Raw genomic sequence first — 15,487 nt, forward strand, 5'->3', positions numbered from 1 at the left:
GAAGGACTCGGCGGTCCCGACGTCGGCGCGGGCTGTTCTGACCAGGGGATGTGACGCGTAAGCTACTACCGAGTAGTATTCGGGCCCCGGATGGAGAGCAGTCCGACGCGAGCCCTACGCTGGCTGCCATCGCCCGTACCCCAGGAGGACGGAACAGTGTTCTGGATCACATTGGTCATCGGGCTCGCCGGAGCGGCGGTCGCGCTGGCGCTCGCCGGGAGGCGAGTGCTGTTCCTGTACGCGATCGCCAGGAGCGGGCAGCCCGATCCCCAGCGGACCCTTCAGGTCAGGCGTGAGCCCGCCAAGGCCGTCGAGGGCCAGGCCGTCGAGGTGCTCGGCCAGCGCAAGCTGCTGAAATGGACCCTCGCCGGCGTCTCGCACGCCGCGGTCATGTGGGCGTTCATCCTGCTGATCACCGTCTACCTGGAGGCGGCCGTCGCGCTGCTGTTCGGGCTGGACGCCAAGATCCCCGGCCTGCAGACCTGGCCGCCGATCGGATTCGTCCAGGACACGATCGCCCTCGCCTGCACCGCGGGCCTGCTCGTCTTCACCGCGATCCGGATCAAGAACTCGCCCAAGCGCATCGGCCGCAAGTCCCGGTTCAAGGGCTCGCACCTGTCCGGCGCCTGGATGACGCTGTTCATGATCTTCAACGTGATCTGGACGATGTTCTTCTTCCGCGGCGTGGAGTGGGCCAGCGGCAACCTGCCCTATGGCAAGGGCGCCTACTTCTCCTACCTGGTCGGCCACCTGTTCGACGGGCTGAGCGACCACACGCTGGAGGTCCTGGAGTCGGTCGGCCTGCTGTTGCACATCGCCGTCGCGCTGATCTTCCTGGTCTTCGTCGTCCACTCCAAGCACCTGCACATCTTCCTGGCACCGCTGAACGTCATGTTCAAGCGCCGCCCCGACGGCCTCGGCGCCGCGCAGCCGATGATGTCGGGCGGCAAGCCGCTCGACTTCGAGGAGGCCGACCCCGACGAGGACGTCTTCGGTCGCGGCAAGATCGAGGACTTCACCTGGAAGGGCTTCCTCGACATGGCGACCTGCACCGAGTGCGGTCGCTGCCAGTCGCAGTGCCCCGCCTGGAACACCGGCAAGCCGCTGTCGCCCAAGATGCTCGTCCTGGAGCTGCGCGACCACGCCCTGGCCAAGGCGCCCTACTTCACCGCGTCGGAAGAGGCCCGCAACGGGTTCACCGACGAGCAGAAGCTCGCCATGGAGGTCGACAAGGCCCTCGTCGGCGACGACGGCGTCATCCACCCCGACGTCCTGTGGTCCTGCACCAACTGCGGCGCGTGCGTCGAGCAGTGCCCGGTCGACATCGAGCACATCGACCACATCCTGGACATGCGCCGCTTCCAGGTCATGATCGAGTCCTCGTTCCCCTCCGAGGCCGGCGTCATGCTGAAGAACCTGGAGAACAAGGGCAACCCGTGGGGGATGTCCGAGATGAAGCGCCTCGAATGGATCGAGGAGCTCGACTTCGAGGTCGACGTCGTCGACGACAAGGTCTCCGAGGACACCGAGTACCTGTTCTGGGTCGGCTGCGCCGGCGCCCTGGAGGACCGCGCCAAGAAGACCACCAAGGCCGTCGCCGAGCTCCTGCACATCGCGGGCGTCAAGTTCGCCGTTCTCGGCCCCATGGAGGCGTGCACCGGCGACCCGGCCCGCCGCCTCGGCATGGAGTTCGTCTTCCAGATGCTCGGCCAGCAGAACGTCGAGACGCTGAACGACGCGGGCGTCAAGAAGATCGTCGCGACCTGCCCGCACTGCTTCAACACCCTGGCCAACGAGTACCCGCAGATCGGCGGGAACTACGAGGTCGTCCACCACACCCAGCTGCTCGCGCACCTGGTCGAGGAGGGCAAGCTCACCCCGGTCACGCCGATCGAGGAGAACATCACCTACCACGACCCCTGCTTCCTCGGCCGCCACAACAAGGTCTACAAGCAGCCGCGCGACATCATGGCGACCGTCCCCGGCGTCCGGACGCAGGAGATGCACCGGCACAAGGACCGCGGCTTCTGCTGCGGCGCCGGCGGCGCCCGGATGTGGATGGAGGAGCGCATCGGCAAGCGCATCAACACCGAGCGCGTGGACGAGGCGCTGGAGACCAACCCCGACACCGTCTCCACCGCGTGCCCGTTCTGCCTGGTCATGCTGGGCGACGCCATCAACGAGAAGAAGAACGCGGGCGACGCCAAGGAGTCGCTGGAGGTCGTCGACGTCTCCCAGCTCCTGATCCGCTCCATCAAGGGCGAGGGCACCGCCCCCGAGAAGGAGGCGGTCGCCGCCGAGTAGGGGCGCCTGCTCCGACGGCCCCGTTCCCGCTCAGGCGGGGGCGGGGCCGTTCCGCGCTCCGGCGGGCCGTTCCGCGCTCCCGCCGCGGTTGAGGGGGCGGGCTCGCTGGTAAGACCTGGGGATGGCCGTGCTCGCGTCCCTCCTCGCGTTCCTGATGACGCTCGCGGGCGGCCTCACCGCGATGCGGGTCCGCGACCACCGGCACCTCGTCCTCGGCCTCGCCGGCGGGCTCATGCTCGGCGTCGTCGCGTTCGACCTGCTCCCCGAGTCGCTGGCGCTGACCCGCCACCGCCCCTTCGGCGTCCCCGCGCCCATGATCGGCTTCGCGGCCGGGTTCGTGCTCCTGCACGTCGTCGAGCAGGCGGTCGCGATCCACCGCGCCCACGAGGAGGAGTACGCCCCGCACGAGCACGCCCGCGGCTCGGGCTCCGGCGGGCTGCTCGCCGCGTCCGCCCTCGTCCTGCACAGCCTGGTGGACGGCCTCAGCATCGGCTTCGGCTTCCAGACCGGCACCGAGACCGGCGTCTTCGTCGCGCTCGCCGTCGTCACCCACGACTTCGCGGACGGGTTCAACACCTTCACCGCCGCCTCGCTGTACCGCGGCGACCGGCGCCCCGCCGTCCTGCTGCTGCTCGCCGACGCCGCCGCCCCCGTCGCCGGGGCCGCCGTCGGCATGCTGGCCACCGTCCCGGACGCCGTCCTCGGTCCCTACCTCGGCGTCTTCGCCGGCGTCCTGCTGTACCTGGCCGCCGCCGAGATCCTGCCCGAGGCGCACAGCGTCCACCCGCGGGTCATGACCCTGGCCGCCACCGGGCTCGGGCTCCTCGCGGTGCTGCTCAGCGTCGGGCTCGCGAGCTGAGAGAAGGCCGCCCGGAAACCCGGACGGCCTTCTCTCTGGGAACGTTCCCGGCGTCAGCCGGTCAGCGACGTGGCGTAGCTCTGGTTCGTCTTGAGCCACGCGTCGACGGCCTGGTCGGGCTTGCCCTTGTACTGGTTCTCCATCAGGTCCTCGAGGGAGCCGAGCTGCTTGTCGTCCATCCTGAACTTCTTCAGCCAGCCGGTGACCTCGGGCTGGTCCTTGCCGAAGTCCTTGCGGGCGATGGTGTTGATGCCGTCCGGCTTGCCCATCGCGCCCTTCGGGTCCTGCAGGTCGCGGATGGGGTACTTCGTGTACGCCCAGTGCGGGCGCCACAGCGTGACGACGATGTCCTTCTTGGCGTCGACGGCCTTCTTCAGCTCGGTCAGCATCGCCGCCGTGGAGGACGTCGTCACCTTGTACTCGTCCTTCAGACCGTACGCCGGGAGCATGTTCTCCTGCGACACCCGGTACAGGCCGGAGCTCTTCTCGATCCCGACGATCTTGCCGCCGTACTGGCCGCCCTTGCCCTTCAGGTCGTCGAGCGTCTTCAGCGGGGAGTAGTTCGGCACGGCGATGGTCAGCGGCGCCGAGTCGTACCAGACGCCGACCTTCTCCAGCTTGTCGCCGTACTGCTTCCAGTAGTCCTCGTGCGTGCCCGGGAGCCAGGCGTCCACGAACAGGTCGACGTCGCCCTTCGACATGCCCGCGTAGAGCGGTCCCGTGTCGAGGTTCTTGACCTCCACCTTGTAGCCCTTGTCGGTCAGGAGCCGTTTCCACAGGGCCGTGGCGGCCTCGCCCTCGGCCCAGCCCGAGACCACGCCGATGGTGATCTCCTTGTCGTTCCCACCCCCGGAGTCGGAACCGCCGCACGCCGCGGCGCCCAGCCCGAGCGTCAGCGTCAGCGCGGCGACCGTCAGGCCCTTGAACTTGGAGCGCATGCGCATCCTTTCGTCGGCTTGCATGGTGAAGCAGGGGAGCGGGGGAGGTCAGCCGGACGTGCTCGCGGCGGAGGCCACGGCGGCCGGAGCGGGCGCGGCGGCCCGGCGGCGCGAGAACAGCGCGCGCAGCATCCCCGGCCCGTCGCCCAGGGCGCCGGTCAGGCGGTCCAGGTAGATCGCGAGGACCACGACGGCGATGCCGCCCTCGAAGCCCTTGGCGACGTCCACCCGGTTGATGCCCTCCAGCACCTCGCCGCCGAGGCCGCCCGCCCCCACCATCCCGGCGATGACGACCATGGACAGCGACAGCATGATCAGCTGGTTGACCCCGGCCATGATCGACGGCATCGCGAGCGGGATCTGGATCCGGGTCAGGATCCGGCCCGGCGGCGTGCCGAACGCCTCGCCCGCCTCGACCATCTCCGGGTCCACACCGCGGATGCCGAGCTCGGTCAGCCGCACCCCCGGCGGCATCGCGAAGATCACCGTCGCCACCACGCCGGGCACCGAGCCGATGCTGAAGAAGAAGATCGCCGGAATCAGGTACACGAACGCCGGCATCGTCTGCATGAAGTCCAGGACCGGCCGGACGATCCGGCTGACCACGTCGCTGCGCGCCGCCGCGACGCCGATCGGGATCGCCACCACGGTCGACACCACCGCCGACACCAGCACCAGGGCCAGCGAGTCCATCGCCGGCTCCCACAGCTCCATGCTGTCGACCAGCGCGAACCCGAGGACCGTGAACAGGGCCAGCCTCCAGCCGCTCAGCACCAGCGCGATCACGGCCAGCACCAGCGTCAGCCCCAGCGGCGGCAGGACGTTCAGGACGCTCGTCAGCCCGTCCACCGACGCCTCGATCGCCGACCCGATCCCGTCGAACAGCCACGACAGGTTGTCGGTGCACCAGCTCACCAGGCCGTCGAACCACTCGCCGACCGGGATCCGGGGCAGCTTCATCGCCGCGTCACTCATCGCCGCCCTCCTTCGTCAGCACCGGCTCCGGTTCCTCGACCATCTCCTCCACATGGGAGTTGATCGCGCCGAGCGCCGCCAGCAGCGTCACCCGGGGGATCACGCCGAGCAGCGTGCCCTTCTCGTCCGCGACCGGCACCGGCAGGTCGCTCTCGGCGACGCGGACGAACAGGTCCGCGACCGGCGTGTCCGGCGCCACGGGCTCCGGATCCTCGGGGTCGATCAGGCCGTCCAGCGTCTGGACGCCGTCGCGCACCGCGTCCGCGATGACCGTGGCCCGCACCCGTCCGACGAGCCTGCGGTCCCGCCCGACCACGAACGCCGCCGAGGTCTGCTGCTCGCGCATCGTCCTCAGGGCCGTCCGGGGCCCGGTCGACGCCGGCACCGTGACCAGCGGCTTCTCCATCACCGAGGCCGCCGTCAGCACTTTGGTACGGTCCACATCGGCGACGAACTGGGCGACATAGTCGTTGGCGGGATCGGTGAGGATCTCCTCGGCCGTCCCGATCTGCACGATCCGGCCCTCCCGCATCACCGCGATGCGGTCGCCGATGCGCATGGCCTCGTTCAGGTCGTGGGTGATGAAGACGATCGTCTTGCCGAACCGGTTCTGCAGGTCCAGGAGCAGGTCCTGGACCTCCCGGCGGATCAGCGGGTCCAGGGCGCTGAACGCCTCGTCCATCAGGATGATGTCGGTCCCCGAAGCGAGCGCGCGGGCGAGCCCCACCCGCTGCTTCATTCCGCCCGACAACTCACCGGGAAGCTTGTTCTCCCAGCCTTCGAGACCCACCAGAGCCAGGAACTCCCTGGCGGTCTTCTCCCGTTCTTCCTTGGGAACGCCGCGGACCTCGAGCCCGTAGGCGGCATTGGCCAGAACCGTCCGATGGGGGAACAGCGCGAAGTGCTGGAAGACCATGCTGACCTTGTTCTGCCGAAGCGCGCGCAGCGCCTTCGGAGACAGCTTCGCGATGTCCTGACCGTCGATCTCGACACGGCCGGACGTGGCGCCGAGCAACCCGTTCAGCATCCGGATGAGGGTCGACTTCCCCGACCCCGACAGGCCCATGACCACGAAGATCTCGCCCTGCCGGACCTCGAACGTGGCGTCCACCACCGCCGGTGTGACCCCGAGCTCGCGGACCGCCGACAGATCGGCGCCCGCCCCGAGTTTCCGCTGAGCCTCCGCCGTCCTACGGCCGAAGAGTTTGGTGACGCTTTCCGCGCGGAGTACTGACACGATCTCCTTCCGGGTTTCCACGTCGCTGCGCGGAAACGGGTCGCCTCGTCCGTCCAGGCGCCCGGACCTCACCTGAAGAGGCTGTCAACCAGACGCCATGCCTGTGCGTCGCCCGAAACTACCCGTCCAGAGAACATGTTTCATCTTTTGGTGACTTCCGTCACGCCCGGGTAACGAACTGACTACACTTTCGTGCGGTGAAAGTTCTGGTACGACCGCGACGGCGTCGGCCCCCGCTGGTCCTGGTACCGCGACCCGTACTTCGCCGACCCGTAGGGGTACTCCGCCGGCGAGCTCGTCCGGAACAGGCACATCTGCCCGATCTTCATCCCCGGCCACAACTTGATCGGCAGCGTCGCCACGTTCGACAGCTCCAGCGTCACGTGCCCGTTGAACCCTGGATCGATCCACCCCGCGGTCGAGTGCGTGAGCAGCCCCAGCCGCCCCAGCGAGCTCTTCCCCTCCAGCCGCGCCGCGAGGTCCTCGGGAAGCCCGAACACCTCGTACGTCGAGGCCAGCACGAACTCCCCGGGATGCAGCACGAACGCCTCATCGGCCTCGACCTCCACCAGCCGCGTCAGATCCGGCTGCTCCACAGCGGGATCGATGTGCGGATAGCGGTGGTTCTCGAACACCCGGAAGTACCGGTCCAGCCGCACGTCCACACTGGACGGCTGGACCATGACCGGCTCGAACGGGTCGATCTTCACTCGCCCGGACTCGAGTTCGGCCCTGATGTCGCGATCGGAGAGCAGCACCCCAGAAAGCTATCCCACGCCACACCCCCACCGACGATCCGGTACAGTAACCAGGGCACGGGCACCCCCAAGGCAGCCCGACGCGGGTGTAGTTCAATGGTAGAACTTCAGCTTCCCAAGCTGACAGCGCGGGTTCGATTCCCGTCACCCGCTCCACACAGAAGGCCCAGGCAGGGACACGATCCCGCCCCTGGGCCTTGATCGTTTCTGGCACAGAACGCCGCCGTGCAATTAGGTCACCGGCCCCGGGGGTCGGCTGAACCGTCGCTATCTTGCGTCCTGCTCTGCCTGGACGAGCGCGTCGACTCCGCTTGCGATGGTCTGATCGGTCTTGGCGGACTCTCGCCAAGTCTGCCCAGCGCCCAGGAGCGGGAGAAGGCAGTTGCGGACCGCGAGGCGAAATCAACTCCCGGCGCAATCAGCGGACTTCCGCGGGAGTCGACTGCCGAGAGGGTGGGAAGCGCAGCGGCCTTAACGATGACACCAGCCTTAGATGCATGACCCCGGCCGAGACCTTGCGAGCCCTGCTCAACGTGAAGGGTTAGTCGCCCAACACCTGAGGTCAGCCTTGCGCGCCGGGCATGCGGCCTGTTCTGTCCCGCCGCGCCGCGTCGCCCGTCCGCCCACCCGAACGAGCCCTACTTAACGAGAGAGATCACAACTGCCGCGATGCTGGCAGTCACCATGTACAAGGTCCAACGAGCCAGCTTGTGTGCCGACTCAATCGTCCGGGCGTTCTCTCGTCTGTTCAGCTCGTCGACGTAGTAAGCAGTGCCGACCGAAGTATTTCCCGCCTTCTGATCATGTTCCCTGATCAGTTCTTCGTCAGAGCACGCGCGGAGCTTGGGCGATAGTGCGAACCATGGCGAAAAAGGCCGATGAACTACAGCGGTCCCCCCGAGGACGAGAAGAGGCCGCGCGCGGATCGAGCACGCGGCCCCTGGACGGTCGTTGGGCGGTTGATCAGGTGCAGGCGCAACCGGACGCGGCCTTGGCCTCAGCGGGAGTCTGAGTGGGGTCGAGGGCCTGCTCGTCGGGGGTGCAGCATGCCGAGGTGCCGCAGCAGGCGTCGCCGTCCGTCGAGTCGGCTGCGCTCTTGCCGAGGGTGTCAGCGTCGGCCTTGACCGTGTAGACCTCCCACGGCTCCCCACCGGGACCATGAACCCAGACCTTGTCCTGCAACGCGTAGCAGCACGAGGTGTCGTTCTCCTCCAGGGTCACGAGTCCGGCGTCCGTCAGGCGCTTGGTCGCGTCGTTGACGAGCCCGGAGTCCTCGACCTCGACGCCGAGGTGATCCATACGGGTCGGCTCGCCGCCCTCGCCTTCGATCAGGACGAGCTTGAGCGGCGGCTCGGTGATGGCGAAGTTGGCGTAGCCGGGCCGGAGCTTGGCCGGCTCGGTGCCGAACAGCTTGGAGTAGAAGGCGATCGAGCCTTCCAGGTCGGACACGCGCAAAGCGAGCTGGACGCGGGACATGCGGTTCCTCCTCGTGTCGTGGGCGGTGTCGGCCGGTCGCCGGTCGGCAGGTGCCCCGGTGAACGCTGTTTAGATATCTGTCTAAGCAGTCGGTGGCCCGAGTTTGCATCCGTGCGTAGATGGATGTCAAATTAGAGGCATGTCTAAGCAGCAGTTGCCGATCTTGAACCCCGTCGACACCGAGGGGGCGTGCTGCGCGCCCCTGGTCTGCGAGCCCTTGAGTGAGGCTGAGGCGGCCGATCTGACGCCGCTGTTCAAGGCGATCGCCGACCCGGTCCGGCTGCGTCTGCTGTCGTTGATCGCCTGCCATGAGGGCGGGGAGGCGTGCGTGTGCGACCTGACCGCCGCGTTCGACCTCACGGCGCCGACGATCAGCCATCACCTGAAGGTGCTCAAGCAGGCCGGGTTGATCGATTCTGAGCGGCGCGGGACGTGGGTCTACTACTGGCTCAACCCCGGCGTCCTGGAGCGCCTGTCGGCGATCCTCGGGCCGCGCGTCACCGCGGCCGTTTCGTGACCGGCACCGGACCGGACGTCCAGGCCGCACCCACCGGAATGCAGCCCGCCGCCCCCCAGCCTGCGGACGCCGTAGCGGCCCGCCTGTCGGTGCTGGACCGGTTCCTGCCGGTGTGGATCGGCGGGGCCATGGCGCTCGGCCTGCTCGCCGGCCGCGCCGTCCCGGGCCTGAACGATGCGTTGGAGTCGGTGAAGGTCGACGGGATCTCCCTGCCGATCGCGCTCGGCCTGCTGGTGATGATGTACCCGGTGCTGGCCAAGGTCCGCTATGACCGGCTCGGCACCGTGACCGCAGACCGGCGCCTGTTGATCCCGTCGCTGGTGGCGAACTGGGTGATCGGTCCGGCGGTCATGTTCGCCCTGGCGTGGATCTTCCTGCCCGACCTGCCGCAGTACCGCACCGGACTGATCATCGTCGGGCTGGCCCGCTGCATCGCCATGGTGATCATCTGGAACGACCTGGCGTGCGGGGACCGGGAGGCCGCCGCCGTCCTGGTCGCGCTCAACTCGGTCTTCCAGGTGATCGCGTTCGCCGGACTCGGCTGGTTCTACCTGCGGATCCTGCCCGGATGGCTCGGCCTGGACCAGGCGGAACTGGACGTCTCGGCGTGGGACATCGCCCGCAGCGTGCTCATCTTCCTCGGCGTCCCGCTGGTCGCCGGGTACCTGTCGCGCCGTCTCGGCGAGCGCACGCGGGGCCGGGCCTGGTACGAGGAGCGGTTCCTGCCGCGCATCGGCCCGGCCGCGCTGTACGGGCTGCTGTTCACCATCGTCGTCCTGTTCGCCCTCCAGGGCGACGCGATCACCTCCCGGCCCTGGGACGTCGCCCGGATCGCCCTGCCGCTGCTGGTCTACTTCGCGGTCATGTGGGCCGGAGCCTTCGCGCTCGGCCGCGCCGCCGGGCTCGGCTACCCCCGCACCGCGACATTGGCGTTCACGGCCGCGGGCAACAACTTCGAGTTGGCCATCGCGGTGGCGATCGCAACGTTCGGTGTCACCTCCGGTCAGGCCCTGGCCGGAGTCGTCGGTCCTCTCATCGAGGTCCCCGTTCTGGTGGGCCTGGTGTACGTCTCGCTGGCGCTGCGCCGCCGCCTCACCCCGCAGGAGACCCCATGACCCAGGCCGCCGAGGTGCCCGAGGTGCTGTTCGTGTGCGTCCACAACGCCGGACGCTCCCAGATGGCCGCCGCCTTGCTCGACCATCACGCCGCCGGACGGGTCCGCGTCCGCTCGGCCGGGTCCGCACCTGCCGACGAGATCAACCCCGCCGTCCGCGCGGTGATGGCCGAACTCGGCCTGGACCTGTCCAAGGAGTTCCCCAAGCCCCTCACCGGCGAAGCCGTCCAGACCGCCGATGTGGTCATCACCATGGGATGCGGCGACGTCTGCCCCGTGTTCCCCGGCAAGCGCTACCTGGACTGGCAGCTTGACGACCCCGCAGGCCAGCCGATCGACAACGTCCGGCCCATCCGCGACGAGATCGACGCCCGCGTCCGCGCCCTGCTCGCCGAACTCTTGCCCGCCGACGCCTGACCGCGCCCGGCATCGGTCACCGGTCTTCCCCACGGCGACTCCATCGTCTATCGTCGATGAACGATGAATGAAGAGAAAGGGCCGCTCGACCGGCCGACCGCCACCGAGTACGCGTCATGGTTCAAGGCACTCGCCGACCCCACGCGCGTACAGATCGTGTCCCTGCTCGCCCGACAGGGACGGCCGATGAACGTCGGAGAAATCGTCGACGCCGTCCACGTCGGGCAGTCGACGGTGTCCGCGCACCTCAAGGTGCTGGCCGACGTCCGGTTCGTGCTGGTCGACCAGCACGGCACCTCCCGCTTCTACCGGATCAACACCGCGTGCGTGGAGTGCTTCCCCACCGCCGCCGACCTGGTCATGGGACGCCCCGCACCGGCCGCGCCGAGTTGCCCACCCGAAGGAGACGAGTGATGCCCGAGGCCCACACCACCGGCACGCCCACTACCGACGAGATCGTTGCCCGCTACTCGGGCCTCGCCCGAGCCGCCCTTGCCGGCGCCACCCCGCACGACGGAGGCGACAGCGACGAGGGCGGCGAATCCTGCTTCGGCGCCGCCGCCTACCAGGCCGAGGACCAGGTCCCCGAGGCCGCCCTACGCGCGAGCCTGGGATGCGGCAACCCCCTCGCCGTCGCCGAGTTGCACCCCGGTGAGACCGTGCTCGACCTCGGTTCAGGCGGCGGCCTGGACGTGCTGTTGTCGGCCCGTCGCGTGGGCCCGACCGGCACCGCCTACGGCCTGGACGCCAGCGACGACATGCTCACCCTCGCCCGCGCCAACGCCGCCCAGGCCGGAGCCGACAACGCCCACTTCTTGCGCGGCCACATCGACGACATCCCGCTACCAGCCGGAAGCGTGGACGTGGTCATCTCCAACTGCGTCATCAACCTCGCCACCGACAAGGCCCGCGTCCTCGCCGAAGCCTTCCGCGTCCTGCGTCCCGGCGGCCGATTCGGCGTCAGCGACATCATCGCCGAGCCCGGCCTCGACCCCGACGAGCGCGCCGCCGCAGAGCAGCGCATCGGATGTGCCGCCTCCACCCTCACCGCCGAGGAGTACCGCCGCGAGCTGCGCGCCGCTGGGTTCACCACCATCACCATCACCCCCACTGCCGACACTGGGGACGGGCTACACGCCGCCATCGTCCAGGCCGCCAAGCCCGCCGGCTAGCCCCTCGCCGTTCGGATCAGGACGACGTGGCGCAGGTCTCGGATGATTAGGGCGTGAAGGGCCACTCAGCCAAAGCCCGAGGTCAGCCCCGCGCTCCGGGGTGTCAGGGCTCAGGAGGTGTGTGACAGATCCGCCTCGAGACGTGGGTGAGCTCCAACTAGATGATCTTTATCCTGTTGGGTTGAGGATAATGCTGCGGCTTGAGCGCGATGCGTGCGGCGGCGGAGGTCGGCAGGGACTGCGGTGAGGGCTGAACTGCGAGGTCGACTATCGTGCGTCTGATGACGGTGGTTTATGTCGTGGACGGCACGGAGATCCAGAATCTGGAGGACTTCTGGCGGGTCATGGGCGAATCGGTGAACGGCCCTGGCGGGTACTTCGGCCGGAACCTCGACGCTTTCAGGGATTGCCTGCGTGGCGGATTTGGAACGCCCGATGACGATGACTTCGTGGTCGAGTGGCGTGATCACGAGCTGTGCCGGCGATGCCTGGGGTTTGCCGAGACGGTGCGGCAGTTGGAGTTGAGACTGGCGCGCTGTCATCCGACGAACCGGCCATCGGTCCGAGCGGAGCTCGAAGCCGCTCGTGCAGAACACGGCCCCACGGTCTTCGATTGGCTCATTGAGATTTTCGAGCAGGAACAACCCGGCAAGCTCCGACTGTGTTGACGGTCATCGTGTTGCGGTGGCCTTGATTGCCGGAGGCGACGGTGCAGAACCGCCGGAGCTGCGGAGCTGCCTGGGCCCCTCTGGCTTGCGGGCTTTGAGCCGGGCGATGGGGGATCCTTGCCCCGGCGGCCAGCAACTTCACACAGGTCCTGAGAACGATCTGTCACGCTAATCATGAGACCTGACACCTCGCGCTCCGGGGCGGATGAGAAGTTTCTTAAGTCTTCAAGGGGCCCGTCCCGCGGTCGTCGGCGGCCGCCCACCTCGGCGCGTCGGGCATGCGGCCTGTTTCGTCCGGTCCCGTCTCGCAGCCCGGCCGCCGCCGCCCAACTCTTACAGTTGGTGCCCTGAGCTTCAGTAGTGGATCGGAGGCTTACCAGGTGATCGGCGGAGATGACCCCCGACCGGGATGGATTAGTCGGCTCGTCACGGAGTTGAGCACGCTTCTGCAGGAACAGATTACGCTTGCGGAGCCTTTGGATAAGTGTTTGCTGGACGACGAGGGGTTCTCGTTCTCCTGCCCTATCCGTAGTGCGCCCCCACAAGGCAACGGCTTCCAGTTGTGCTGGGAAGGAGTGCTGGGGATGGAGCCCATCAACGGGAAGCCTCACACGAGCGTTTCGCTCTTTCTCTACAGCAGGAACCGGCGACTCGGGATGATGGACCATACGCATGGCAGCGTTTTGGAGATCGAGTACAAGGGTTCGCTGGAGCATGGCGGGCGATGGGGAACTCCCACATGGCTCCCGGACGAGTTCGGGGAGTACCTCGCGTACGACTCGTACAGCGATCGGTGAACGAGGACCAAGCGCGGCCCGGGCCAGGGGATGGATGAGGACGGTCTGGACAGTGCCGATCTTGCTTGTAAGCAGGTAGTCCGCGGCTCAGCCCTGCAATCGCCACAGCTTGGCTGAGGTGGACTGCGTGGCCGGGGACGATCGTTGCCGCCCGGGTTCCGGTGCTCGGGCCGTGGTCGGCTCTGCGCTCCGGGTCCGCTTGCCCTCGGATGATCGGGTGCTGTCGCCGTGCCGGTCACGACGACACCGGCCTCAGATGCGTGACTCCGGCCGAGACCTTGTTAGCCCTGCGCAACCTGAAGGGCCACTCAGCCGAAGCCGGAGAGCAGTAAGGAACGCCGGGAAGCCGTTCCAATGATCATCACTAAGGTGACGAGCTCGATTAGACGTACAAGTCAGGACACGCGGGTGACGGCCGTGGGGGCAGAGGGGTGGTCGTGCCCGAGGCGAGGGGCCCGCGCCGTCCAGCCCCTTGAATCGGAGTACGCGCTGGGCAGCGGTTTCGGGGTCGCAGGCGCTTCGTCTGGGCTCAACGGCGCACGCGAGAGATGCCGGCGCTGGAGATGCTCACGGCACCGCAGCCGGTTGGGAGCGGTCGGTGCTGGTCCTCAGGCCGGTCGTAACTATGACTCGCCACCTCGGATCCAGGTTTCGGGGTGTCCGCGCAAGTTCTGCCGCTACTCCGTTTAGTCGCGGCCAAGTTTCGGATCGTCACGGGTACTGGTGTGGTCACTGGGCACAGGGATCGCCAAGTCCACAGCGCGGGATTGCGACCGCGGCGGGGTCGGGTGGGGTCTCCGCTGGTGGACGCGAGGCCAAGGGGCGCCATGACAACCGATCAGCTCCTTTTCGGGCTGGGGCTGACCGTCGCACTCGCGGTCGGTTCCCAGCTCTTGGCGAGCTGGTTGCGCATCCCTGCTTTGATCGTCCTGCTCCCGACCGGTTTCGTCGCGGGTGCGCTGACCGATGACATCGATCCCCATCGGCTGTTAGGAGCGACCTTCGAGCCCCTGGTGTCACTGTCGGTCGCGCTGATCCTTTACGACTCCGGTCTGGGACTGGACATGCGGAAGCTCAGGGGAGATACCCGTCGCATTGTGGTCAGGCTGATCGTGCTCGGTGTGCCCCTCACGATGGCCTGCGCCGCGCTGCTCGCGGTGCCGCTGCTCGGTATGTCAGCGGGCGCGGCGGTGATGCTGGGGGCAATTCTGGTCGTCTCCGGTCCGACGGTGGTGGGCCCGCTGCTCGGCTTCGTCCGGCCCGCGGAGCGGGTGGGACGAATCCTTCTGTGGGAGGGTTCACTGGTCGATCCGATCGGCGGCATCCTGGGCGCGGTGGTGTTCGGCGGCGTGGTTCAACGGGCCCGCCTAGGCTCCGGCGAGCATGTGCTGCAGTTCGTTCTCAGCATCGGAGTCGGCCTGGGCGGCGGCGTAATCGGGGCAGGATTGCTGTGGCTGCTGATGCGACGGCTCCGGTTCGGCGAGGTACTCGCCAGCACCGCGCAACTCGCCGTCGTGGTCGTCGTGGCGGCCGCCTGCGACATCGCCCGCGACGACGCCGGTCTGCTCGCGGCTGTCATCATGGGACTGGCGGTGGCCAACCTGAAGAGTTTCGACCTCCCCGAACACAGGCCCGTTTCCGAGACGCTCGTCCAGCTGATCATCGGCCTGCTCTTCATCTCCATCTCGGCCACGATCACACCACGGTCGGTCGCCGATGTGGCGCTCCCCGCCCTGGGGCTGGTCGCCGCCTTGGTCTTGATCGTCAGACCCCTCCTGGCCTACCTGTCCACGCGTGGAACGGACCTGACGACCGGCGAGTGGTGCTTCATCGGCTGGATGGATCCGCGCGGCATAGTCGCAGCCGCCACCGCCTCGACATTCTCCGTCCAACTCGCCGCGCAGGGGATCGGCGGCGCCGCCAAGATCCTGCCCGTCGCCTTCCTGGTGATCGTCGCAACGGTGACCTTGTACGGCCTGACCGCGACCCCGGTGGCCCGCCGGCTGCACGTCGTCCGCGCCGCGAGTTGAAGCGGGAGATCCCGATCTTGGGCACACCCTGCGGGACGGCTGCCCTGACGGCCTCGAACCGCCCCCTGGACCCGTGCGGGCCCGAGCGCTCATCCGCCCGAACGGTCTGTCGCACCTTGTTCGCCGTTCGCGCAAATAAGCACCCCGGAGCGTCGCGCACACGTGCTGCATGTGCCGTCGAGGACGTCTACAACCCAGGCCCGGCACGGGTGCCGTGCCATTAGG

14 protein-coding genes, 1 tRNA gene and 1 pseudogene are annotated in these 15,487 nt (G+C 68.1%); 11 read left to right on the forward strand and 5 right to left on the reverse strand.

All coding sequences use genetic code 11. From position 1 onward, the window contains the following. The first annotated feature begins 156 nt into the window (after positions 1-156). Both ABWI04_RS08150 and ABWI04_RS08155 read left to right on the forward strand, forming a co-directional pair. Positions 157-2,304: a (Fe-S)-binding protein gene (locus tag ABWI04_RS08150; RefSeq protein ID WP_353831938.1), complete on the forward strand. Its 2,148-nt coding sequence runs from the start codon at positions 157-159 to the stop codon at positions 2,302-2,304. Positions 2,305-2,425: 121 nt separating this feature from the next. Further along, positions 2,426-3,163: a ZIP family metal transporter gene (locus tag ABWI04_RS08155; protein ID WP_345171301.1), complete on the forward strand. Its 738-nt coding sequence runs from the start codon at positions 2,426-2,428 to the stop codon at positions 3,161-3,163. A gap of 53 nt (positions 3,164-3,216) precedes the next feature. Here ABWI04_RS08155 and ABWI04_RS08160 read toward each other — a convergent pair whose 3' ends face one another. From ABWI04_RS08160 to dcd, 4 genes and pseudogenes are all read right to left on the reverse strand, one after another. Beyond that, complete coding sequence (locus tag ABWI04_RS08160; protein ID WP_345171299.1) at positions 3,217-4,101, reverse strand: glycine betaine ABC transporter substrate-binding protein; 885 nt, start codon at positions 4,099-4,101, stop codon at positions 3,217-3,219. A 48-nt stretch (positions 4,102-4,149) separates the two neighbouring features. Then, positions 4,150-4,905, reverse strand: a pseudogene (locus ABWI04_RS08165) (ABC transporter permease); the annotation flags it as partial. Positions 4,906-5,068: 163 nt separating this feature from the next. Then, a complete protein-coding gene (locus ABWI04_RS08170; RefSeq protein ID WP_345171295.1) occupies positions 5,069-6,313 on the reverse strand; it encodes a quaternary amine ABC transporter ATP-binding protein in 1,245 nt (414 codons plus the stop codon). Between the two features lie 182 nt (positions 6,314-6,495). Further along, on the reverse strand, positions 6,496-7,071 hold the full coding sequence (dcd, locus tag ABWI04_RS08175; RefSeq protein ID WP_353831939.1) for a dCTP deaminase: 576 nt from the start codon (positions 7,069-7,071) through the stop codon (positions 6,496-6,498). An 82-nt stretch (positions 7,072-7,153) separates the two neighbouring features. On the opposite strand from dcd, the gene ABWI04_RS08180 reads away from it, so the two are divergent. After that, positions 7,154-7,227 (forward strand) — tRNA-Gly (locus ABWI04_RS08180). 807 nt (positions 7,228-8,034) lie between these two features. Here ABWI04_RS08180 and ABWI04_RS08185 read toward each other — a convergent pair. Continuing rightward, positions 8,035-8,547: an ArsI/CadI family heavy metal resistance metalloenzyme gene (locus ABWI04_RS08185; RefSeq protein ID WP_353831940.1), complete on the reverse strand. Its 513-nt coding sequence runs from the start codon at positions 8,545-8,547 to the stop codon at positions 8,035-8,037. Positions 8,548-8,686: 139 nt separating this feature from the next. Here ABWI04_RS08185 and ABWI04_RS08190 point away from each other — a divergent pair, with 139 nt between their 5' ends. The 8 genes from ABWI04_RS08190 to ABWI04_RS08225 all read left to right on the forward strand — a co-directional run bounded on the left by ABWI04_RS08190 (position 8,687) and on the right by ABWI04_RS08225 (position 15,262). Then, positions 8,687-9,064, forward strand: coding sequence for an ArsR/SmtB family transcription factor (locus ABWI04_RS08190; protein ID WP_345171288.1), 378 nt, complete (start codon positions 8,687-8,689; stop codon positions 9,062-9,064). A 38-nt stretch (positions 9,065-9,102) separates the two neighbouring features. After that, entirely contained in the window at positions 9,103-10,179 is a 1,077-nt protein-coding gene (gene arsB / locus ABWI04_RS08195) for an ACR3 family arsenite efflux transporter (RefSeq protein WP_353831962.1), read from the forward strand. Beyond that, entirely contained in the window at positions 10,176-10,595 is a 420-nt protein-coding gene (locus ABWI04_RS08200; RefSeq protein WP_353831941.1) for an arsenate reductase ArsC, read from the forward strand. Before arsB ends, ABWI04_RS08200 begins: the two co-directional genes overlap by 4 nt. 63 nt (positions 10,596-10,658) lie before the next feature. After that, a complete protein-coding gene (locus ABWI04_RS08205; protein WP_353831942.1) occupies positions 10,659-11,009 on the forward strand; it encodes an ArsR/SmtB family transcription factor in 351 nt (116 codons plus the stop codon). Continuing rightward, entirely contained in the window at positions 11,009-11,767 is a 759-nt protein-coding gene (locus tag ABWI04_RS08210; protein WP_353831943.1) for a methyltransferase domain-containing protein, read from the forward strand. The genes ABWI04_RS08205 and ABWI04_RS08210 overlap by 1 nt, the downstream gene beginning before the upstream one ends. 281 nt (positions 11,768-12,048) lie before the next feature. Then, a complete protein-coding gene (locus ABWI04_RS08215; protein WP_353831944.1) occupies positions 12,049-12,435 on the forward strand; it encodes a barstar family protein in 387 nt (128 codons plus the stop codon). A 584-nt stretch (positions 12,436-13,019) separates the two neighbouring features. Next, positions 13,020-13,232, forward strand: coding sequence for a hypothetical protein (locus tag ABWI04_RS08220; protein ID WP_353831945.1), 213 nt, complete (start codon positions 13,020-13,022; stop codon positions 13,230-13,232). A gap of 827 nt (positions 13,233-14,059) precedes the next feature. Next, positions 14,060-15,262 carry a cation:proton antiporter gene (locus tag ABWI04_RS08225; RefSeq protein WP_353831946.1) on the forward strand — a complete coding sequence of 401 codons (1,203 nt, stop codon included), beginning with the start codon at positions 14,060-14,062 and terminating at the stop codon, positions 15,260-15,262. The last annotated feature ends 225 nt before the right edge of the window (positions 15,263-15,487 follow it).

The organism is Actinomadura sp. NPDC000929, from assembly GCF_040492065.1.
Lineage (GTDB): Bacteria > Actinomycetota > Actinomycetes > Streptosporangiales > Streptosporangiaceae > Spirillospora > Spirillospora verrucosospora.